This window comes from Mucilaginibacter aurantiaciroseus, from assembly GCF_024055595.1.
GTDB classification, from domain to species: Bacteria; Bacteroidota; Bacteroidia; order Sphingobacteriales; family Sphingobacteriaceae; genus Mucilaginibacter; species Mucilaginibacter aurantiaciroseus.
The window spans coordinates 27,142-48,269 of record NZ_JAMXOF010000002.1; the positions used below are offsets into that span (position 1 = coordinate 27,142).

Genomic DNA, 21,128 nt, shown 5'->3' on the forward strand with positions numbered 1-21,128 from the left:
TCAGCAGGCCAATTGAACTTTGCAAGCGCCCAATTTACTCACCCCGACTGCGCTACGCTGGTCGACCCTCTTTGCGCGCAGCGAAGAGAGGGTCGACGAAGCAACTATCGGGTTAGTAAAATCGTGAACTAAAAAGCCCGCCCGGCGAACTGGACTGCCCCTAATAAGTGTCTAACTTTTTGGGGGCAGTCTATAATGAAAAGAGGCCTCTCCCTGCCCTCTCTTTTGGAGAGGGCAGGGAGAGGCCTCTAAACGTTAAACAACCCGTTTCTTTCCTGCTCCTGGTAATTTTGTACCGTTTCTATGGCATTACTTATCACGTCGCTTAGCGCGGTGATGAATGCGCCCGATTTGGCCAGGCTCATGGCATGTTTTATGGCATCTACCTCTTTCGGGATTACCTCGTATGGTGTGTTGCCACCGTTGGCAATGCCTGCTTTTAACAGGTCGAGGATATTTTCTTCGGTGCGGCCGCGGAGGTGTTTTTCCTGGCGAAGGATGATGTAATCGAACATCTCGGCAGCTATTTTACCTAACTCGCGAATGTCCTCGTCGCGCCTGTCGCCGGTACCGGCTATGATGCCGATCTTCAACGGCGAATCAATATGACTTAAGAACGTTTTGATGCCGTTATAACCATCGGGGTTGTGCGCAAAATCAATCATGAAACGGAAATCTTTAAACTCAAAGATGTTCATACGTCCCGGTGTTTGCGCTGCCGATGGAATAAATGTTTCAAGCGATATCTTGATATCCTCTGTTTTAAAGCCATGGAGGTAAGTAGCCAGGGTGGCCGCCATTACGTTATCTATCATAAACGGAACGGTACCGCCAAAGGTCAGCGGGATCTGGATGGTGCGTTGCACACGTATCTTCCAGTCGCCTTTAATAATGGTAATAAATCCGTTTTCGCACACACAGGCTATACCGCCTTTTTTGCAGTGCGAAACAATTACCGGGTTTTTCTCGTCGCGGCTAAAATAGGCTACGTTACAATCCGCTTTTTTACCAACCTGTACGCAATACTTGTTGTCGGCATTCAATACAGCCCAACCACCTTTCCTCACTGCGTTGATCACCACGCTTTTTACACGGGTAAGGTCTTCCAGTGTGTGGATGTCTGACAGGCCAAGGTGATCTTCCTGGATGTTGGTGATAACACCAATATCGCAAGAGCTAAAGCCAAGCCCCGAGCGCAGGATGCCGCCACGGGCGGTTTCCAATACAGCGAAATCTACCGTAGGGTCTTTCAATATAAACTCGCTGCTCACCGGGCCTGTGGTGTCGCCCTTTAGCATCATGGTGTTTTGTACGTAGATGCCGTCTGATGTGGTAAAGCCCACGCGGTGACCGTTATTTTTTACAATGTGTGCAATTAAACGGGTGGTGGTAGTTTTACCGTTAGTACCCGTAATAGCAATAATAGGGATGCGTGCCGATTTGCCCGGTGGGTAAAGCATATCAATAACATGGCCGGCTACGTTGCGTGCCAAGCCTTCGCTGGGGGCAATGTGCATCCTAAAGCCCGGCGCTGCGTTCACTTCCAATACTACGCCACCGTTTTCGGTAAGCGGCTCAGTAAGGTTTTGCGCCATAATATCAATACCGCAAATATCCAGGCCGATGATCTTTGAGATGCGCTCGCAGATAAAAATATTCTGTGGGTGCACATGGTCAGTAACATCTATAGAAGTACCGCCGGTACTTAGGTTAGCAGTAGATTTTACAAAGATTTTTTCACCTTTTTCGGGTACGGTTTCTAAGGTGTAACCTTTTTTCTCAATAAGGTCTAAAGTATCACGGTCAATATCTATCAGTGTTAGCACATTCTCATGGCCGTAACCACGGCGAGGGTCGGTATTTGTTTTGTCGATCAGTTCCTGGATGTTCAGTTCGCCATCGCCGATGATGTGGGCAGGGTCGCGTAGGGCAGCGGCTACCATTTTATTATCTATCACCAGAACCCTAAAATCGTAACCGGTAATGTATCGCTCTACAATAACGCGGCGCGAAATATTGGCGGCAAACTCATATGCGGCAATAGCATCTTCTATAGTATTTATATTGATGCTGATGCCACGGCCATGGTTACCATTAAACGGTTTAAACACCAGCGGGAAGCCAATGCGGTCAATAGCCTCTATCACCTGTTCGGTTTTGCTGATGGTTATGCCCTTGGCAACGGGGATGGCCTGCTCCTGTAAAAGGCGCTTGGTCTCTTCTTTATTGCTGGCAATATCAACGGCAATGCTGCTGGTTTTCTCCGTCATGGTAGCGCGGAAACGAACCTGGTTTTTACCGTAACCCAATTGCACTAACGATTGGTTGTTTAACCTAATCCACGGGATCTTACGTGAAATAGCTTCTTCCACTATCGAACCGGTGCTTGGGCCAAGGCGTGTATTCTCGCGAATTTCGCGCATAGTTTGGATATCCTTTTCCAAATCATACTCGGTACCATCTATAAGCGCTTGCACAATATTCACGGCAGATTCGGCAGCAAATACGCCCACTTTCTCTTCTAAATAAGCAAATACAACGTTATAAGTGCCCGGTGTTTTAGTTTCGCGGGTGCGGCCAAAGCCGGTATCCATCCCCGCAAGCGTTTGAATCTCTAAGGCGATATGCTCTATCACGTGCCCCATCCATGTACCTGCAATAACACGCTCAAAAAAGCCACCCGGTACACCCGGAGAGCAGCGGTGACTGTACAGGCTTGGGATAAGCTCCTTCATGCGCTCGTAAAAGCCATCAATAGTGTTTGACGGGCGGTCTTCCATCTCCTCAAGGTTCAACCGCATCTGGATCAATTTTTTGCGGCTAACACTCCAAAGGTTGGGGCCACGTAGTACCTGTATATTTTCAATCTTCATATTTGCTTCTATAAACCCGTCGGGAATTTCTTTTTAAATCTAAATAACTTATCAATCTAATAAAATGTTTCGGGCAAAAAATGCAGTTTTATTAATTAAACCATTAGTTTTTAATCAATTTTATTTTAATTTGTACAAATTGATATAAAGATTTATGGATGCCCCTAAAGGAAAATTAGTAATTATTGGTGGTGCTGTTGATATGGGCAGTAATGTAAGTGTGCTGGAGCATATCATGAAACCTAACTATATCAAGTTTTTTGAAAAAGGCATATTAAGGCGCATTATAAACGAGTCGGCAAACAAGGAAGGCTCTGTTGTAGAGGTGATCACCACCGCATCGCAGATCCCGGAACTGGTTGGTAACGAATATATTAAAGCCTTTAACCAGCTAAACGTTACCCATGTAAACATCCTACACATTAAAAGCCGCGAGGATGCTGCTAACCCCGAATATTTAGAACGCATTAGCAAAGCTGATGTAGTAATGTTTAGCGGTGGCGACCAGTTGCGCTTAACTGCCATTTTTGGCGGAACGCAATTTTTGCAGATTCTGAAACAACGCTACCAAAACGATAACTTTATAATAGCAGGTACCTCAGCAGGTGCCGCAGCGGCATCAACCCACATGATCTATCGCGGGCAAAGCAACGAGGCTCTTATAAAGGGCGAGGTACAGATAACCGCAGGCCTTGGCTTTATAGACTCTGTTATTGTGGATACCCACTTTGTACAACGTGGCCGCATTGGCCGTTTATTATACGCTGTAGCTACTAACCCGGGCATACTGGGCATTGGCCTTGGCGAAGATGCCGGCCTGCTGATAACCGAAGGCGCCACGATGGAGGCGATAGGCTCGGGATTAATAATGTTGGTTGATGGCAAGAATATTGTAGAAACAAACGTTTATGATGTAGAGATAGGCGACCCCGTTTCTATTGAGAACCTAAAGGTGCACGTAATGTCGATATTTGATAAATACGACTTGCAGCAGCATCGTATGATTATTAAAAAAGCGGTTAAGGTTGAGGAGGGCGTTTATATTAGCGTTCAGGATAGCGATAGCAGTAACGATTTATTACAATGAAACTGATCATACACGGAGGTTTTTTTAGCGAGTCGGGCACAAACCAGGAGGTAAAAAAGGCCAAGCAGGATGCCTTGCGCGAAATTGTTACCCAGGGACACAAATATCTGGAAAACCACACTGCTGCTCAAACCGTGGTTTATGCGGTGCGTTTACTTGAAGATTGCGACCTGTTTAACGCAGGTACCGGTTCGCAGATCCAAAGCGATGGCAAGATAAGGTTAAGCGCTTCGCTGATGGATGGCAAAACCCAAAAGTTTAGCGGCGTAATTAATATTGAGGATATTAAAAACCCCATTTGCGTTGCCGAGAAGCTGATGGAATATGACGACCGCGTGTTAAGCGGACAAGGCGCCAACGGCTTTGCATCCGAAAACGGATTTACTTACTACAACCCCGAGATCCCCCAGCGCCGTAAAGAATACGAAAAAAAATTGAGTGATTCTATCCGCCTGGGTACCGTTGGCTGTGTGGCGCTTGATATTTATGGCGACATCGCGGCAGCAACGTCTACCGGTGGCAAAGGTTTTGAGATCCCCGGCCGGGTAAGCGATTCTGCTACTACCGCTGGTAACTATGCCAATGCATTCGCTGGCATTTCCTGCACAGGCGTGGGCGAGGATATTACCAGCGCAGCCATAGCCTCAAAAATTGTTACCCGCGTAACCGATGGCATGCCCCTTTCCGTCGCAACAGCAAAAACTTTAGACGAAATGAAACCTTACGATGGTTTTGCAGGCATCATCGGCATTACTAGCAACGGCCATATTTACCATGCCGATACTCACCCTTACATGGTTTGGGCCCTGCATGATGGTGAAGTGGAGGTGTTTGAGTAGGTAAAAAAACCGATTTTTAACAGTAGAGTTAAATCCATCAAACAATATTTCCTCTTAATTTACGTTTAGAGAGTACGTTGTACAAGTCTGTAAATCACAGTCGTTTATACCCGCTTAAGGTATTGCAAATCAAGAAACTAATTTTTATATTTGAATACGAGTTAAAATAATTAACTTAATATCCCCCGCTTATAATTTAAATGCGATACCTAATATTAGTGATTTTTTGCGCTTTAAACCTATCGGCATCTGCCCAGTGGTGGCGCGGCGATTTTAAAAAGCACGTGCGGTACGCCCCAATATCACAGGTAAAAGACCATTCTCTTAAAAGGTATTTGGCAGACAAACCAGCCCGTTACAACCCAAAAAAACTTGCAAAAAACGTAATACCACGCAGCCAGTTTAGCCTGGAAATTAATGAGCGTATAGTAATGCGCGCGGCCCAGCATAATATGCGTTTCCGCGAATATGCTTTAGCCAGCTACCGCTTTAGCGAACTTGCCAATATATATGTTGGCGAAAACCGCCTGTCGGAAGCGAAGTGGTATTACCTGCAAAGCATCCTCATCTCTAAACAACAAAACGACTACCAACACACCATTAATAACTTAATTAGCCTGGCTCTTATTAAAGCCGAGCTTGGCGATTTGACCCAGGCACAGCAGGACCTTGCCGAAGCGCGCGACCTTGCACGTACTACAGGGCGTACCAATGATGTTAAGTTAATAGATAGCAAGATTAAATTTGTACAAAGCAACAAGGTTTGGTTACCAAAATCAGAGTTGCGCTATGCCGAAGCTGTTGAGGTTAACGGTAAATCTAAATAAAAGCCTGTTTTTGTAACATTAAGGTAAAATGCGGCATCTATAATAAAACAACCCAAACATTATTGTAATATTGTTATTCAATATATTAGCGGGACGGCTTTTTGGCCGTCTCTTTTTTATTGTACAAATTAAAAACAGGCACAAGTATTGATGTTTCACACAGGTCCCGATTTAAATAGTGTAAAAGATATGTTCAAGAAATTGTATTTAATGCTGGCATTAGCTACCGCGTTTGCGTGCCATGCCGCCCCGGCCAAAGTAAACTACAAACACGCAGGCCCTAATGATTTGCAACCCGATGAGCAGCAAAGCGTTGTTTTAAAATATGTTTATACGCTCATCTCTGATTATAACTATAAAAAAGTGCCGTTGAATGATTCGGTGTCCGCTATTATTTATGACCGTTACATCAAAAAACTTGATGAGAACCATAATTACTTGTTAGCATCAGATCTTAAAGAATTTGAGCAGTTCAAAACTACTTTTGATGATGATATCAAGGCCGGTAACCTGGCTAATGTATTTTACATTTTTAATGTATTCCAAAAACGATATACCGAGTATGTTAACTTTTCGATAGCGCAATTGGGCAAAAGCTTTGATTTTAGCCAAAATGAAACTTACACCTACAACCGGGATAAGTTGCCGTGGGCAGCATCAGAAACCGCCCTGCATAATGTTTGGGCGCAACGCGTAAAATACGATCTGCTTAACCTTAAGCTTACCGGTAAAGAACTTGCCGCTAATAAAGAAACGCTGAAGAAACGTTACACCAACATCCTTTCTCAATCAAACAAATTATCTAACCAGGACGTGTTCCAGGCGTTTATGGATTCGTTCACCGAAGCGATTGACCCGCACACCAATTACTTTAACCCGTCAAACGCGGCGAATTTTAATATTGACATGTCGCGTTCTTTAGAAGGTATCGGTGCATCACTATTAATGGAGAACGAATTTGTGACCATTAAGAGCGTTACCCCGGGCGGCCCTGCCGATAAAAGCAAACTGGTAAATGCCGATGACCGTATCATAGCGGTAGCACAAGGCAAAACCGGCGAATTTCAGGATGTTGTGGGTTGGAGAATAGACAATGCTATTGCGCTGATCCGTGGCCCTAAAGGGACAACTGTAAGGTTACAATTATTAGCCAAGGGTGTTTCACCAACTGCTAAGCCAAGGGTAATTGAACTGGTGCGCGAAAAAATTATTTTGAAAGATATCTCTGCTAAAAAAGAGACCCGTACGTATATGCAAAATGGCAAAGCTGTTAAGATAGGTGTTATTTCTATCCCGGCGTTTTACCTTGATTTTGCCGATTACAAAGCAGGCAACCCTAATTACAAAAGTACCACCCGCGATGTTAAGTTGATATTAGACACTCTTAAACGCGAAAACGTTGACGGCGTAGTTATCGACCTTCGCCAAAATGGTGGCGGCTCGTTGATGGAAGCGGTTGAGCTTACCGGTTTATTCATTAAAACCGGCCCTGTGGTACAGGTGCGCGATTCGCGTAACCAGGTAGAGGTTAATAAAGATGATGACCCTGCTATTGCTTACTCTGGCCCGTTAGCGGTACTGGTAGATCGCTTTAGCGCGTCCGCATCAGAGATCTTCTCGGGCGCAATACAGGATTATGGCCGTGGCCTGATCTTAGGTACACAAACTTATGGTAAAGGTTCGGTACAAAACGCTATCGACCTGGATAAGGTGATCACCCCATCATTAAAAGACAAATTATTAGCTGTTGCGGGTAAAACCAAAATAGTAGCTACAGGCAGCCAGAATAAGTTTGGACAGCTGAATTTAACTATCGCAAAATTCTACCGTATTAACGGTAATTCTACCCAGCATAAAGGTGTATTGCCCGATGTTGATTTCCCGTCTATCATCCCGTTGGATAAATATGGTGAAGATACCGAGCCATCTGCAATGCCTTTTGATGTGATCGAAAAAAGCGATTACACGGCTGTAGGTAATTTTACTACCGTTTTGCCGCAGCTTAAAAAGTTACATGAAGACCGTATGGCCGCAAGCCAGAGTTATAAATACCTGCTACAGGATATTGAAGAGTCTAAAAAACAGTCTGGTGAGAAAAGCGTAACTCTTAACGAGCAGAAGCTTAAACAAGAGCGTGATGCGGATGAACAAAAAGCGTTTGAGCACAACAATCTTCGCCGTTTAGCCTTAGGTTTACAGCCATTAAAAAAAGGCCAGGTAAAACCTAAAAAAGAGGATACGGACTTCCTGCAAAAAGAAGCAGGCCAGGTATTAACTGATTATCTTACTTTAGGAAGCAAGTTAACTACTGTAAAACCTGCAGGTACAAACTAATACCAAGGTTTAAAATAACAAAAAGAGGCGCAATGAAATTGCGCCTCTTTTTGTTATTTTAAAAATCTCAGTGTTCTCTGTATCTTTCTTGTGTCCTCTGTGGTTAAAAGAAAACTTAAATTAAATCCATAGGTTATTACTAAATCCATGGCTAAACCATTACTTGAATTTACTGACCGCGGCATTTACTGCGAACAGGGAAGATTTTATATCGACCCATGGAAACCTGTAGACGATGCCGTGATCACCCACGCCCACGCCGACCATGCCTATTTTGGGCACAAGAATTATTTGGCCCACCACCTATCGCGCGAGGTGATGCTTTACCGTTTGGGTGACATCAACCTGCGTACTATCGAGTATGGCGAAACCGTGGTAAAACATGGTGTGAGCATCTCGATGTTCCCGGCAGGGCATGTGATTGGATCGGCGCAGATCAGAATTGAATACAAGGGCGTTATTTGGGTGGTTTCTGGTGATTACAAGACGGACGATGACGGTATTTCTACCCCTTTTGAGCCGGTAAAATGCCATCATTTTATATCCGAGTGTACCTTCGGGATGCCGGTATATTCATGGAAACCGCAAACTGAAATTTTTACTGAAGTGAACAACTGGTGGCGCACCAATGTCCAAAATGGCGTGGCTACAGTTATCGTGGGCTACTCATTAGGCAAGGCCCAGCGCATCCTGCAAAATCTCGATCTGAGCGTTGGCAAAGTATACACCCACGGCGTTATCGAAAACACCAACGAAGCCCTGCGCCGTAACGGTGTGATATTGAACCCAACCGAACGTATCACTATTGAATCATCAAAAGAAGAAGTCCGCAAAGGCATCATCATTGCTCCGCCTTCATCAGTAGGCACACCCTGGATGCGCAAGTTTGGCCCGTATAGTTTTGGCTATTGCAGCGGCTGGATGGCTATCCGTGGAGCAAAACGCCGCCGCGCTGCCGATAGGGGGTTCATCATGTCGGACCATGCCGATTGGAATGGCCTGGTAAGCGCCATTGACGCAACGGATTGTGAATGTGTTTACCTCACCCACGGCTATACCGCATCATTCACCCGGTATTTGAACGAAATTGGATTTAACGCCAGCGAGGTGCATACCCTTTATGGCGGCGAAGAAGAAGACGCTGAGGCCCCCACCCAACCTCCCCCGGGAGGAGAGGAGCTTCCTGGCACTCAAAACAATCAAAATGTTTCTCCGCTAACCAGCGGAGGAGATTTAGAAGGGGTAGGAGGGGCTGTTATATGAAAGCATTCGCACAACTCTTCCTCTCCTTAGACGAGACCAACAAAACCAACGAGAAAGTTAAGGTGCTGAAGGACTATTTCACCAACGTACCCGATACCGATAAAATGCACATGCTTGCCCTGTTCACCGGCAGGCGGCCTAAGCGCCCAATCAATTCAACATTGATCCGTACCTGGGCTATCGAGGCTTCAAACATCCCGCAATGGCTGTTTGAAGAAAGCTACCATGTGGTGGGTGACCTGGCGGAAACGATGTCGTTATTGATGCCCGAAAGCCCCGGCAGCAGCAGTAAAACGTTAACGGAGTGGATAGCCGAGATTAACCAACAAGCCGCCCGTACCGAAGAAGAAAGAAAATTGTGGCTAATAGAATCATGGGCGATGCTGGACAGGCAGGAACGCTTTGTGTTTAACAAATTGCTTACAGGCAGCTTCCGCATTGGCGTATCCAGTAACCTGGTGGTAAAAGCTTTGGCGGATATTACCGGGATAGAAGCCCCCGCACTTACCCACCGTATTATGGGTAGCTGGATGCCCGAGGATTATACTTATGACCAGCTGATCCAAGAACAAAACGCTGCAGATAACATTTCGCGCCCTTACCCTTTCTTTTTGGCTTATCCTATCCAAGAAACATCCGAGAAACGAAAATCGGCAGAGGATGTGGGTAATGCCTTGGGTGATGCTGCCGACTGGCAGGCTGAGTGGAAATGGGACGGTATCCGAGCGCAAATGATAAAACGCGGCGGTGAGATCTTTATCTGGAGCCGCGGTGAAGACTTGGCTACCGAGAAATTTCCGGAGCTACATCCATTCCTGAAAGCATTGCCGGATGGCACCGTGCTGGATGGCGAGATCCTGAGTTTTCAGAATGGCTTACCCATGTCGTTTAGTGTGCTGCAAACACGCATAGGGCGTAAAAACCTAAGTAAAAAGATCCTGACCGATAGCCCGGTGGCTACCATCGTTTACGATTGCCTGGAATATGCGGGCGAAGATATCCGCCACAAATCACAGTCGGAACGGAGAGAAATACTGGAAAAATTACAGGCGGAAACTGAGTTCCCGGAAGTGTTCCGCATTTCATCACTCATTAAATTTGATAGCTGGGAAGAGTTGGAAAAAACAAGGGAGCAATCCCGCGCTATGATCGCTGAAGGAATTATGCTGAAACGCAAAAGAGCTGAATACCAGGTTGGCCGTCGCCGCGGCGATTGGTGGAAGTGGAAGATAGACCCGCTCTCGGTTGATGCTGTGATGATCTACGCCCAAAAAGGCCACGGCCGCCGTGCCGATTTGTATACTGATTATACCTTCGCCGTTTGGGATGGCGATAAACTGGTGCCATTCGCCAAAGCATACAGTGGCCTCACCGATGCCGAGATCAACAAGGTGAATTATTTTGTAAAACGCAATACATTAGAAAAATTTGGTCCCGTACGTACCGTAAAACCCGAGCTTGTTTTTGAAATAGGTTTCGAAGGCATCAACAAATCATCCCGACATAAATCGGGCATCGCCCTGCGTTTCCCAAGAATCTTACGGTGGCGGCATGATAAACCGAAGGAAGAAGCTGATACGCTGGAAAGTTTAAAGAAACTGTTGGGTGAGCATGGTGGGTAAACAATACTGACTTGCATTATTAAAACATGTAGTTGCCAGGAACGGAATGACGTGGCAATCTCAGAGGACAAGCGGATATGCTGAGATTATTAATGCAATTATTTTTCTATAAGGTATTAATGAACCCTCGCTGGCCGGTTGTCCACGCTATCGCTCGCAATTACATGGAGATTATACACTTACACACTACTACATATCTATAAGCAAACTCTCTCCAAACTTTTGCGAAACCGTTTTATGCTCTGCTCCATTGATACTGATCACCAGCGAACTATCGAATGGGATCTCCTCTATCAATTGAATTTTTGTGCCGATATTGATATCCAGTTTTACCAGATATTGCAAAAATTGGCTGGTGGTATCTTTTACGGCCACAACGCGGCAACTACCACCGGTTTTAACATCGGCAAGGGTGGTAGAAAAACGTTTGGCCATTTTTCCATTGGCCTTTGGTATCGGGTCGCCATGCGGGTCGTACTCCGGGAACCCCAAAAATTTATCCAGCCTGTCGGCAAGGGTGGCATCCTTTATATGCTCCAGTTCTTCGGCAATATCGTGGATCTCGTCCCAGTGGTAGCCCAGTTTCTCTAACAAAAACACTTCCCAAAGGCGGTGCCTGCGCACAATTAATGTAGCATCCTTTTGCCCTTGCGCGGTCAGTTCTACACCTTTCTTTTTATCGTACGATATTAGCTGTTTATCGGTAAGCTTACGAATCATATCCACCACCGATGCCGGGTTGTTACCAAGCGACTCCGCAATGGCAGTGGGCGTTATCTTTTGCCCTTTGTCATGCCAAAGGCGATAAATACATTTCAGGTAATTTTCTTCGGATAGCGTATGCATACTTATTTATTGGGTTATACAAATATAAATGAAAACATATGATTATAAATAAAATTAGTCTTGACTAATTTTATTTAATAGATAAATCAAATTTTTTGTACGTTTGTAAAAAAAAATCTATGCGCCATCTACTAATAATTATAATCATACTTTCTACACTTACAGCGTCGGCACAAAAAAATTCCTTAAAGGGAACCGTGACGGTGAATAATGAGCCATTGGCTTACGCTACTGTCGCCCTAATCGGCACCAAACACGGCACAACAACCAATGATAAGGGCTTTTACGAGATAAAAAACATAGAGCCTGGCGAATATACCATACTGTTCAGCAGCATTGGCTATTTCCCCGAGCGTATAAAAGTGACCATCGCCACAGGCGAACCCGTTACCCAGCATGCCGAATTAAAAGAAGGCAGCTCTAAACTAAACGAAGTGGTAGTAACCGGCGTATCTCGTGCTACCGAACTGCGCAGCAACACCGTGCCTATTGTAGTTTTAAGCAAAAAAGACATCGACCAACACGTAAACAATAATATAATCGATGCTATTGTAAAGGGCATCCCGGGCGTAACGGCGGTTACTACAGGGCCAAATATCTCCAAGCCGTTTATCCGTGGACTGGGCTATAACCGCGTGCTTACTTTGTACGATGGCATCCGCCAGGAAGGGCAGCAATGGGGCGATGAGCACGGCATCGAGGTTGACCAGTATGGCATTTCCCGCGCCGAGGTTATCAAAGGCCCTGCAAGTTTAACCTATGGGTCGGACGCGTTGGCGGGGGTTATCAACCTCATCCCCTACATCCCTAATGGCGAGGATGGCAAACTGAATGGTGATATTATTACCGATTACCATAGTAATAACGGGCTGATAGGTTCGTCGCTTGGGCTATCCTACAAAAAAAATGACTGGAAATATGCCTTCCGGGCTACCGGCAAGGCGGCTCATAATTATCAAAATAAAGTCGACGGCTATGTTTACAATTCGGCGTTTCAGGAATATATTTTTTCAGGAATGGCAAAGGTAGATAAAAAATGGGGGTCGTCGCAATTCGCAATAACTGCCTATAATAACAAACAGGAAATCCCCGATGGCAGCCGTGATTCGCTTACCCGCAGATTTACCGTTCAGGTGGCCGAAGCAGGTAACGATAATATCAAGAACCGTCCCTTTGCCCCGCAAGAATGGATGACATCGTACGGTGTTACGCCGTTGCATCAGCATATCCAGCATTATCGCATTTACAACAAAACCGAAATTAAACTGGGCGATGGCATTTTTGCTTCGGCACTTGGCTGGCAACAAAGCGTAAGGCGCGAGTATAACCACCCCACACAACCAGATCAGGCCGGGCTTTACGTTACGCTGAATACTTTGAACTACGATTTTAGGTACAGTCCGCAGGTAGTTAATGGGTGGGAAACTTCGTTCGGTGTGAATGGCATAGCCCAAACCAACCGCAATAAAAACGGTACCGATTTCCCAATACCCGATTATAATTTGTTTGATATTGGTGGGTTCTTTTTCGTGAAGAAAAGCATTGGCAAAACCGATATATCGGGCGGTGTGCGTTATGATACCCGTAATATCAAATGGAATGATTTTTACGTAGGCGAAAATCCCGCTAACGGATTTGAGCAGCGTGTTACAGCTACCGACCCAAGCGGCACTTTGCAATTCCCTAGCTTTAAGCATACTTACCATGGCATCTCGGGTAGTTTAGGGCTTACCTACAATGTGAGCGAACGCGTATTGCTAAAGGCCAATATTGCACGTGGCTACCGTGCGCCAAACATCACCGAAATTGGCAGTAACGGCCTCGATCCCGGCGCGCACATTGTTTATTTGGGTAACCGGACATTCAAGCCGGAGTTTAGTCTGCAGCAAGATCTTGGTTTTATTGCCTACCTAAAAGATGCCGACTTTATATTGGAGGTTTTCAATAACCAGATCTCGAATTACATCTACCAATCCCGGTTAGACGATGCCAGCGGCAACCCGGTTATTAATGTGCTTGGTAATACTACTTACCAGTACCAGCAATCTAAAGCGCGGTTATATGGCGCCGAATTTACGTTTAACCTGCACCCGCATAACGCCAAATGGTTCGAGCTGAACAATAGCGCGGCTTATGTAATAGGCCTCAATCAAAACGAGAAACTGATAGCCCAAAGTAACGGCGCAGCCAGATACCTGCCATTTATCCCGCCGTTGCATATGAGGTCGGAGGTGAAGCTGAAACTGCAGGGCACCTATGGGATCTTTTCCAAAGTGTGTTTCCGTGCCGAGGCAGATGCCTACGCAGCCCAAAACAAGTTCTACGCTTTAAATGATACAGAAACCCCTACTCAGGGCTATACGCTGATCAATGCGGGCATTGGTTCGACACTAAAAGCAAAATCAGGCAAACCCATTTGCGAATTATTTTTTCAGGCTGATAACCTGTTTAATGTTGCCTATCAATCAAATCTCAACCGGTTAAAGTATTTTGAGTACTACAATGCATCCCCCAACGGCCGCAGCGGTATCTATAATATCGGCAGGAATTTAAGTGTAAAGGTTATTGTGCCGTTTTAACATGAATAGTTGAAAAATATCCGTTTGATTTCTCCCCAAAGAGTGCCAACTTCGCATTCCCGGTAATCGGTGTAATCTCCCGATAGCTATCGGGACTAATCGGTGAAATCATATAATGGAATCATATAATATCAAAATAGCCCGGGAACTTTCTGTTGGCAGCAAACAGGTAAGCGCGACAATCGTTTTGCTTGATGAAGGCGCAACTGTGCCGTTCATATCACGTTATCGTAAAGAAGTTACCGGCAGCCTTGATGAGGTACAGGTAGCCGCCATCCGCGATCGCGTGCTACAATTGCGCGAGCTGGATAAACGCCGCGAGGCTATCCTGAAATCGCTTACTGATATGGGCAAGTTAACGTTTGAACTACAAAAGCAAATAGATGCGGCCGAAACAATGGTACAGTTAGAGGACATCTACCTGCCCTACCGCCCTAAACGTAAAACCCGTGCTACCGCCGCCCGCGAAAAAGGGTTGCAGCCACTGGCCGATGTTATCCTTGCCCAGCGAAGTATTGACCCGGAACTGGAAGCCCGTAAATTTATTGATGACGAAAAAGGCGTTGCCACTGCCTACGAGGCCTTGGCCGGTGCCCGCGACATTATTGCCGAACACATCAGTGAAAATGCAGAAACACGCGCGAAAATGCGTCAATTATTTACGGAAAAAGGTGTTTTTGAGTCGAAAGTTGCCCCCGGAAAAGAGCAGGAAGGCATTAAATACAAAGATTATTTTGAGTGGACGGAGCCTGTAAAATCGGCACCATCCCACCGCATCCTGGCCATGCGCCGAGGCGAAAAGGAAGAGATTCTTTACCTGGATATTAAACCAACCGAAGAGGATGCCTTAGCCCTGTTAGAGCGCGAATTTATAACCTCACGCAATGCCGCAGCAACGCAAGTTGGTTTGGCTATTGCCGATGGTTATAAGCGCCTACTTAAACCATCTATGGAAACCGAAATTCGTTTATTGACTAAGAAAAAAGCCGACGAAGAAGCTATTCGCGTATTTGCAGAGAATGCCCGCCAGCTATTGTTAGGTGCACCTCTTGGTCAGAAACGCATAATGGCTTTAGACCCGGGTTTTCGAACGGGTTGTAAATTAGTTTGCCTGGATGAGCAGGGTAAACTGTTAGAAAACACTGCCATTTACCCGCATACTGGTGCAGGCCAGGCAAAGGAGGCCGAAAAAACCGTTCAGCATTTATTTGAGCGATATAATATAGAAGCCATTGCCATAGGCAATGGCACCGCAGGCCGCGAAACAGAACTGTTTATACGCAACCTGAACCTGCCGGGCGCTACCATTGTTATGGTGAACGAAAGCGGCGCATCTATTTACTCCGCTTCGGATGTTGCCCGTGAGGAATTCCCTGATAAGGATATTACTGTGAGAGGGGCTGTATCAATCGGTCGCCGTTTGATGGACCCGCTGGCAGAACTGGTTAAGATCGACCCAAAATCAATCGGTGTTGGGCAATACCAACACGATGTTGATCAAAACAAATTGCAAACGTCATTGGATGATACCGTAATGAGTTGTGTTAATGCTGTGGGTGTTGAACTGAATACAGCATCGAAACAGATACTTGCCTATGTATCCGGCCTTGGCCCGCAGCTGGCGCAAAATATTGTAGAATACCGCAACCTAAACGGCGCATTTAAACGCCGCGACCAGTTGAAGAAAGTCGCGCGTTTAGGTGATAAAGCCTACGAGCAGGCAGCCGGTTTTTTACGCATCCGCGGAGCGGAGAACCCGTTGGATAGTAGTTCTGTCCACCCCGAGCGTTATACGTTGGTTGAGCAAATGGCTAAGGACCTGAAATGCAGCGTGCAGGACCTGATGAGTGATAGTACCCTGCGCAAATCTATCCCGTTGCAAAAATACATTGCGGATACGGTAGGTTTACCAACCCTTAACGATATCATGGCCGAGCTTGCCAAACCTGGCCGCGACCCTCGTGAGCAGTTCGAGACCTTTAGCTTTACTGAAGGTGTTAACGCCATTGGCGACCTTAAGTTAGGCATGAAACTACCGGGCATCGTTACTAACATCACTAACTTTGGTGCATTTGTAGATATTGGCGTACACCAGGACGGATTAGTGCATTTGAGCCAGATAACCAACCGTTTTATTAAAGACCCTTACGAGGTGCTTAAAGTACATCAAAAGGTAGAAGTTACTGTAACCGAGGTAGACGTAAGCCGAAAACGTATCGCGCTAAGCATGAAGGAGAATGTGAAAGGACAAGCCCCTGCACCAATGCCACAAGCCTCAAAGCCGGTTCAAAAGAGTTTTATACCTAAGCCTAAAGCAGAGCCGGAACCTGAAATGGACCTGATGAGCAAACTGGCGGCGCTTAAAAATAAGTTTAAATAAAATCTTAAAGTTCGTTTTTGCGGGGAACTAAGCAATCTCTACATAGGCAGATCGGCTCTGTATAGCAAAGAGATTGCTTATTTCTTGCAATTGTAAGGGTTACGTAATTCGACCATAGAATTAAGTGTTTTTATTTGTTGTTTAGGGTGACAATTTTATAGGTTTTTTACTATTAATACCTTGGTGGGGGCTTTCCCAATTGTAGTAAACAAGGTACTTAAGTAGTTCGTCTTCCAATTCTTCGAGGCTATCAAAATCAGTAATAAATTTCAATAAAAATTAAAGACTATTCATAAAATCCGACATGAAATTATTTACTTTTAGTTAACAAAGCATTTAGCCAATTAAAAGTATAAGTTTTTCACCCAGTAACGAATCCTTTATTAGACGGGGTCGGGATTAGTGAAACCGGGATATCGTTCGGCCAGTTGCCGACGCCCAATCCTAACAATTTAAGCAAAGGTAATTTTCTACATTGATGCATAATCAATATAAACCGAAAAGTATTTTTTCTTTTACTATGAGCTTTTTAAGGAATTAAATACGAGGTCGCAATTCCCGAAAGAAGCCGCAATAGCAGCACCACAACAGGGTACGATAACCTGAGCGACCTGCTGCTATTTAGTAGCCTTACCGTACAGAGCATTAATTATTACGATAACTACGATATACCAGGTATCCCTTATACTGCAACGGTGTACAGCAGCCAAACCACTGGGCTGCCCACGGCGGGTAAGGTAAACGTTTTAGGCACTGCCGATATGCTTTGGGTGATAAACTATTACGATAACGATGGCCGTAACATTAAAACCTACAGCCAGCACTACTTTGGCGGCGGCGGGGCACTTAACAAGTATAATTACGATTTGGTAACAACAACGTATAACTTTGACGGCCAGCCGCTGATAGTAACCCGCCAAAATTACGTTAAAAACGCCGGCGGTACGGCAGCAACGCTTGCTCTTACGGTAACCAACAGTTATACATATGACCATATGGGCCGTAAAACCATAAGTTACAACCAACTCCGGCATCAGTTGCTTACCTCACAGGCAACAGTAGCGATAAGTAAGGAGACTTATAACGATATTGGCCAGGTAATAAAGAAAGGCTTGCACAGCCTGACCCCGTATACCGGCTTTATACAGAATATTGACTACCGTTATAACGAGCGGGGCTGACTGACGAGCATCAACAACAGCGGGCTAAACAGCGACGGTGGTTATACCAACAGCGATGCCAATGATGCCTTCGGGATGGAGCTCAGCTACCAGAACGCCGCCACGGCCACGCCGCAGTATAACGGCAACATCGCCACAGTAAAGTGGAAACAGGGCAGAACGGACGTGTCACTTCCGCTTCCGCTGTTGCAGACGTATGATTACGGGTACGACGGGCTTAACCGGCTGCTTGCGGCGATATCTACCACCAGCACGGCGAAGGACGGTTTTTATAACGAAACGCTGGCATATGACGCGATGGGCAACATCACGGCGCTTGGGCGCAACGAGAAAGTAAGCGGCGTTAAAACGAAGATAGATACCTTGAGCTATAGCTACAGCGGTAACAGGCTTACCCGGGTGGATGACGCGGCTACCTACGCAGGAACAGCGGGCTTTACCGATGCGGTGAAACAAGCCAACGAGTATACCTATGACGGGAACGGTAACGCGCTGAAGGACCTGAACAAGGGGATCAGCAACATCGTTTATAACCAGTTGAACCTGCCGCAAACGGTAATCATCAATGGCAATACCATTACCTATACCTATGATGCCTCAGGCCGGAAACTGAAAAAGACCTTTACGTTAGGTGCAAGCACCACCACGACGGAATATATCAACGGCTTACAATACAACAACGGCGTGATCGACTTCGTACAAACGGAGGAAGGCCGGGCCAGGTTATCGGGCACGGTGTATAAATATGAGTATGACATAAAAGACCATTTGGGCAACACGCGCGCCACGGTGACCTGGGATGCGGCCAACGCCACGCAGCTAACGCCAAAAATTCTGTAGCAGAATGATTACTATGCCTTCGGTCTGAGCATAAAATCTTTGGAACCGAATGTACCAAGCCCAAAAAACCATTATCTTTATAATGGAAAGGAACTACAGGACGAAACAGGCCAATACGATTATGGCGCGCGGTTCTATGATCCGGTAATTGGTAGATGGACGAGTGTTGACCCGCTGGCGGAGAAGGCAAGAAGGTGGTCGCCTTATGTTTACGGAGATAATAACCCAATTAGGAACATTGACCCCGACGGGATGGAAACGCAGGGATGTTGCGGTTTTCCAATGGGTGGACTTATAGATAAGAGAACCACGCAATATTTGAGTCAAAAGGTAATGGCTTTTGAGAAAGCTGCAGTTAAAGGTGTTATAGGTTTTGTAGGTGCTGTTACACAATGGATTGATGGTCAAAACTCTCACCGTGCATTTGATAAAGACCCTCAAGTACGAGCTGAAGCAAAAGCTGAGAATACCCGACTTTCTAAAGAAATAGTAACTGATTTAGCAGTAGGCTACGCGGGTGGGAAGCTATTAGGAATGGGGGCAAAAGCTTTGAGTGGTAGCGCTGCTGAGGTTTCTGTGTTTAGAGTTTATGGGCAAGATGCAAAGGCAGATGGTTTTTCTTGGAGTCCAGTCAATCCTAATAGCGTAGGTAACTACCGGGATGCAGCAGGACTTCCATCAGGTGGAGCTAATGGCTCAATGAATAGTGGTCAGTTCGTTATTGAAGGAACTGTAAAGCCAAATGCTATTATTACAAATAGAGCAGCTTTACCACTTGATGGAAACAAAGGGGGAGTACCAGAATATATAATCAACCCTAAAAACGTTACACCTAAGAGAGTTTCAGGAGCGAACCCAAACTTTTAGATTATGAATGATAAATATAAAGGAATGACTGTTAATGAAAGGCTGTTTGTAAGTGGACAAATGGATGAGTTTGACATTTCTGTTAAAATGATAGACACAAATAAAGCTAAAGAAATATTAGCAAAGGTTGATATAATAGACCCGCTTACTGTAGAATCGATCTTAAAACAAGTAGGCATTACACTGTAACAATAGTTAATTCGTAGCGGGTACCTGTATTACGTGTGCACAATAAGTAATAAAAAGCCGGGCCATTTTTCGGCTAAAGGCTTTCATTTTTAGGTAGCGGGAGCAGGACTCGAACCTACGACCTTCGGGTTATGAGCCCGACGAGCTACCAACTGCTCCATCCCGCACTATTTTAAATTTAATTGCAGTCATAAAATCTGCAAGTTTGTTAGTGTTCAGTAACACCCTGTTTCGGCAATTAATAAATTAGCCACACTATAAGAAAGCAAAAGCCTCTAACTTTCGTTAAAGGCTTTTGTTTTGGGTAGCGGGAGCAGGACTCGAACCTACGACCTTCGGGTTATGAGCCCGACGAGCTACCAACTGCTCCATCCCGCACTATCTTTTTGGTGTATTACATAACGGGCATAACTCCGAAATGTTTGTTTCCAATTGTAAAAAAGCAATTTGCTGTTCCTTTTAATTGGACTGCAAAGATATAATTCGTTTCTTTGCAGTCCAAATAATATTTTAATTATTTTTTTATGGCGCATAAGGCAGGTTTTGTAAGTATAATTGGTAAGCCCAACGCAGGTAAGTCAACCCTTATGAACGCATTGGTGGGCGAAAAAATGTCAATCATCACCCCAAAGGCGCAAACCACCCGCCACCGAATTTTGGGAATTGTAAATACCGACGACTACCAGATCGTGTTTTCGGACACCCCGGGTATCATTAAACCACACTACGCATTACACGAAAGTATGATGCACCAGGTAGACGGCTCTATTGTAGACGCTGACCTGATACTGCTGGTTACGGATATCCACGAGGAATTTAACGAGCAGGATGTGATCAAAAAACTGGAAGGCTCAACAGCGCCGCTGGTTGTTTTGATCAACAAGATAGACTTATCTAGCGAGGAAGAGGTAAAAGAGAAAGTAGAATACTGGCAGGAAAAATTAAACCCTAAAGCCATCTACGCTATATCTGCATTGTTGGATCATAATATAAAAGCCGTTATGGATTTTGTGTTGGACGGTTTGCCTGAGCATCCCGCTTATTACGAGAAAGATGCTTTGACGGACAGGAACGACAGGTTCTTCGCTTCGGAAATGATCCGCGCGCAGATCTTTAAACAATACAAAAAAGAGATTCCATACAGCACCGAGGTTATTGTAACCGCGTTTGTGGAGGGTGAAAAACTGCACCGCATCAGCGCCGAAATTATTGTAGAGCGCGATTCGCAGAAAAATATCATCATAGGTACAAAAGGGGAAATGCTGAAGATAGTGGGCACATACGCCCGTAGGGATATGGAAGACTTTTTTCAGAAGAAGATCTTCCTGGAAATGTTTGTTAAGGTTATCCCCGACTGGCGGAGCAAAAAAAATTACCTAAAAAAATTCGGGTACGAGTAAA

At 45.3% G+C, this 21,128-nt stretch carries 15 protein-coding genes, 2 tRNA genes and 1 pseudogene; 14 read left to right on the plus strand and 4 right to left on the minus strand.

Annotated elements, in window-relative coordinates:
- Positions 1-248: 248 nt before the first annotated feature.
- On the minus strand, positions 249-2,873 hold the full coding sequence (gene cphA / locus NAF17_RS08170; RefSeq protein ID WP_252757512.1) for a cyanophycin synthetase: 2,625 nt from the start codon (positions 2,871-2,873) through the stop codon (positions 249-251).
- Between the two features lie 154 nt (positions 2,874-3,027).
- Here cphA and NAF17_RS08175 point away from each other — a divergent pair, with 154 nt between their 5' ends.
- The 6 genes from NAF17_RS08175 to NAF17_RS08200 all read left to right on the plus strand — a co-directional run bounded on the left by NAF17_RS08175 (position 3,028) and on the right by NAF17_RS08200 (position 10,845).
- A complete protein-coding gene (locus NAF17_RS08175) occupies positions 3,028-3,960 on the plus strand; it encodes a cyanophycinase (protein WP_252757513.1) in 933 nt (310 codons plus the stop codon).
- Positions 3,957-4,799, plus strand: a complete 843-nt coding sequence (locus NAF17_RS08180) for an isoaspartyl peptidase/L-asparaginase (RefSeq protein ID WP_252757514.1) — start codon at positions 3,957-3,959, stop codon at positions 4,797-4,799. Before NAF17_RS08175 ends, NAF17_RS08180 begins: the two co-directional genes overlap by 4 nt.
- 200 nt (positions 4,800-4,999) lie before the next feature.
- Complete coding sequence (locus tag NAF17_RS08185) at positions 5,000-5,626, plus strand: tetratricopeptide repeat protein (protein ID WP_252757515.1); 627 nt, start codon at positions 5,000-5,002, stop codon at positions 5,624-5,626.
- Positions 5,627-5,815: 189 nt separating this feature from the next.
- Positions 5,816-7,960, plus strand: coding sequence for a carboxy terminal-processing peptidase (locus tag NAF17_RS08190; RefSeq protein ID WP_252757516.1), 2,145 nt, complete (start codon positions 5,816-5,818; stop codon positions 7,958-7,960).
- 147 nt (positions 7,961-8,107) lie between these two features.
- A complete protein-coding gene (locus tag NAF17_RS08195) occupies positions 8,108-9,223 on the plus strand; it encodes a ligase-associated DNA damage response exonuclease (RefSeq protein ID WP_252757517.1) in 1,116 nt (371 codons plus the stop codon).
- Complete coding sequence (locus tag NAF17_RS08200; RefSeq protein WP_252757518.1) at positions 9,220-10,845, plus strand: ATP-dependent DNA ligase; 1,626 nt, start codon at positions 9,220-9,222, stop codon at positions 10,843-10,845. Before NAF17_RS08195 ends, NAF17_RS08200 begins: the two co-directional genes overlap by 4 nt.
- Positions 10,846-11,034: 189 nt before the next feature.
- Here NAF17_RS08200 and NAF17_RS08205 read toward each other — a convergent pair whose 3' ends face one another.
- Positions 11,035-11,691 carry a metal-dependent transcriptional regulator gene (locus NAF17_RS08205; RefSeq protein WP_252757519.1) on the minus strand — a complete coding sequence of 219 codons (657 nt, stop codon included), beginning with the start codon at positions 11,689-11,691 and terminating at the stop codon, positions 11,035-11,037.
- Positions 11,692-11,810: 119 nt separating this feature from the next.
- Between NAF17_RS08205 and NAF17_RS08210 the strand changes: the two genes are divergently transcribed.
- The 7 genes and pseudogenes from NAF17_RS08210 to NAF17_RS08235 all read left to right on the plus strand — a co-directional run bounded on the left by NAF17_RS08210 (position 11,811) and on the right by NAF17_RS08235 (position 19,727).
- The gene (locus NAF17_RS08210) at positions 11,811-14,270 is read left to right on the plus strand and encodes a TonB-dependent receptor (protein ID WP_256474474.1); all 2,460 of its coding nucleotides are present in this window, start codon (positions 11,811-11,813) and stop codon (positions 14,268-14,270) included.
- Between the two features lie 115 nt (positions 14,271-14,385).
- Entirely contained in the window at positions 14,386-16,650 is a 2,265-nt protein-coding gene (locus NAF17_RS08215; protein ID WP_252757521.1) for a Tex family protein, read from the plus strand.
- A 695-nt stretch (positions 16,651-17,345) separates the two neighbouring features.
- A complete protein-coding gene (locus NAF17_RS08220; RefSeq protein ID WP_252757522.1) occupies positions 17,346-17,831 on the plus strand; it encodes a hypothetical protein in 486 nt (161 codons plus the stop codon).
- Positions 17,832-17,996: 165 nt separating this feature from the next.
- Positions 17,997-18,671 (plus strand): hypothetical protein, encoded by a 675-nt coding sequence (locus tag NAF17_RS08225; RefSeq protein ID WP_252757523.1) that lies wholly within the window; start codon positions 17,997-17,999, stop codon positions 18,669-18,671.
- A 21-nt stretch (positions 18,672-18,692) separates the two neighbouring features.
- Positions 18,693-18,914 (plus strand): annotated as a pseudogene (locus NAF17_RS18285) (RHS repeat-associated core domain-containing protein); the annotation flags it as partial.
- Positions 18,915-18,923: 9 nt separating this feature from the next.
- Positions 18,924-19,538 carry a hypothetical protein gene (locus tag NAF17_RS08230; RefSeq protein WP_252757524.1) on the plus strand — a complete coding sequence of 205 codons (615 nt, stop codon included), beginning with the start codon at positions 18,924-18,926 and terminating at the stop codon, positions 19,536-19,538.
- A 24-nt stretch (positions 19,539-19,562) separates the two neighbouring features.
- On the plus strand, positions 19,563-19,727 hold the full coding sequence (locus tag NAF17_RS08235; protein WP_252757525.1) for a hypothetical protein: 165 nt from the start codon (positions 19,563-19,565) through the stop codon (positions 19,725-19,727).
- Between the two features lie 94 nt (positions 19,728-19,821).
- Here NAF17_RS08235 and NAF17_RS08240 read toward each other — a convergent pair.
- A tRNA-Met gene (locus NAF17_RS08240) sits at positions 19,822-19,894 on the minus strand.
- A 134-nt stretch (positions 19,895-20,028) separates the two neighbouring features.
- A tRNA-Met gene (locus NAF17_RS08245) sits at positions 20,029-20,105 on the minus strand.
- A 146-nt stretch (positions 20,106-20,251) separates the two neighbouring features.
- On the opposite strand from NAF17_RS08245, the gene era reads away from it, so the two are divergent.
- A complete protein-coding gene (gene era, locus NAF17_RS08250; protein ID WP_252757526.1) occupies positions 20,252-21,127 on the plus strand; it encodes a GTPase Era in 876 nt (291 codons plus the stop codon).
- Position 21,128 lies beyond the last annotated feature (1 nt).

Bases quoted from the DNA above. Each gene is read 5' to 3' on its own strand.
- cphA (WP_252757512.1), bottom strand. From the start codon at position 2,873: ATGAAGATTGAAAATATACAGGTACTACGTGGCCCCAACCTTTGGAGT.
- NAF17_RS08175 (WP_252757513.1), top strand. From the start codon at position 3,028: ATGGATGCCCCTAAAGGAAAATTAGTAATTATTGGTGGTGCTGTTGAT.
- NAF17_RS08180 (WP_252757514.1), top strand. From the start codon at position 3,957: ATGAAACTGATCATACACGGAGGTTTTTTTAGCGAGTCGGGCACAAAC.
- NAF17_RS08185 (WP_252757515.1), top strand. From the start codon at position 5,000: ATGCGATACCTAATATTAGTGATTTTTTGCGCTTTAAACCTATCGGCA.
- NAF17_RS08190 (WP_252757516.1), top strand. From the start codon at position 5,816: ATGTTCAAGAAATTGTATTTAATGCTGGCATTAGCTACCGCGTTTGCG.
- NAF17_RS08195 (WP_252757517.1), top strand. From the start codon at position 8,108: ATGGCTAAACCATTACTTGAATTTACTGACCGCGGCATTTACTGCGAA.
- NAF17_RS08200 (WP_252757518.1), top strand. From the start codon at position 9,220: ATGAAAGCATTCGCACAACTCTTCCTCTCCTTAGACGAGACCAACAAA.
- NAF17_RS08205 (WP_252757519.1), bottom strand. From the start codon at position 11,691: ATGCATACGCTATCCGAAGAAAATTACCTGAAATGTATTTATCGCCTT.
- NAF17_RS08210 (WP_256474474.1), top strand. From the start codon at position 11,811: ATGCGCCATCTACTAATAATTATAATCATACTTTCTACACTTACAGCG.
- NAF17_RS08215 (WP_252757521.1), top strand. From the start codon at position 14,386: ATGGAATCATATAATATCAAAATAGCCCGGGAACTTTCTGTTGGCAGC.
- NAF17_RS08230 (WP_252757524.1), top strand. From the start codon at position 18,924: ATGGAAACGCAGGGATGTTGCGGTTTTCCAATGGGTGGACTTATAGAT.
- NAF17_RS08235 (WP_252757525.1), top strand. From the start codon at position 19,563: ATGACTGTTAATGAAAGGCTGTTTGTAAGTGGACAAATGGATGAGTTT.
- era (WP_252757526.1), top strand. From the start codon at position 20,252: ATGGCGCATAAGGCAGGTTTTGTAAGTATAATTGGTAAGCCCAACGCA.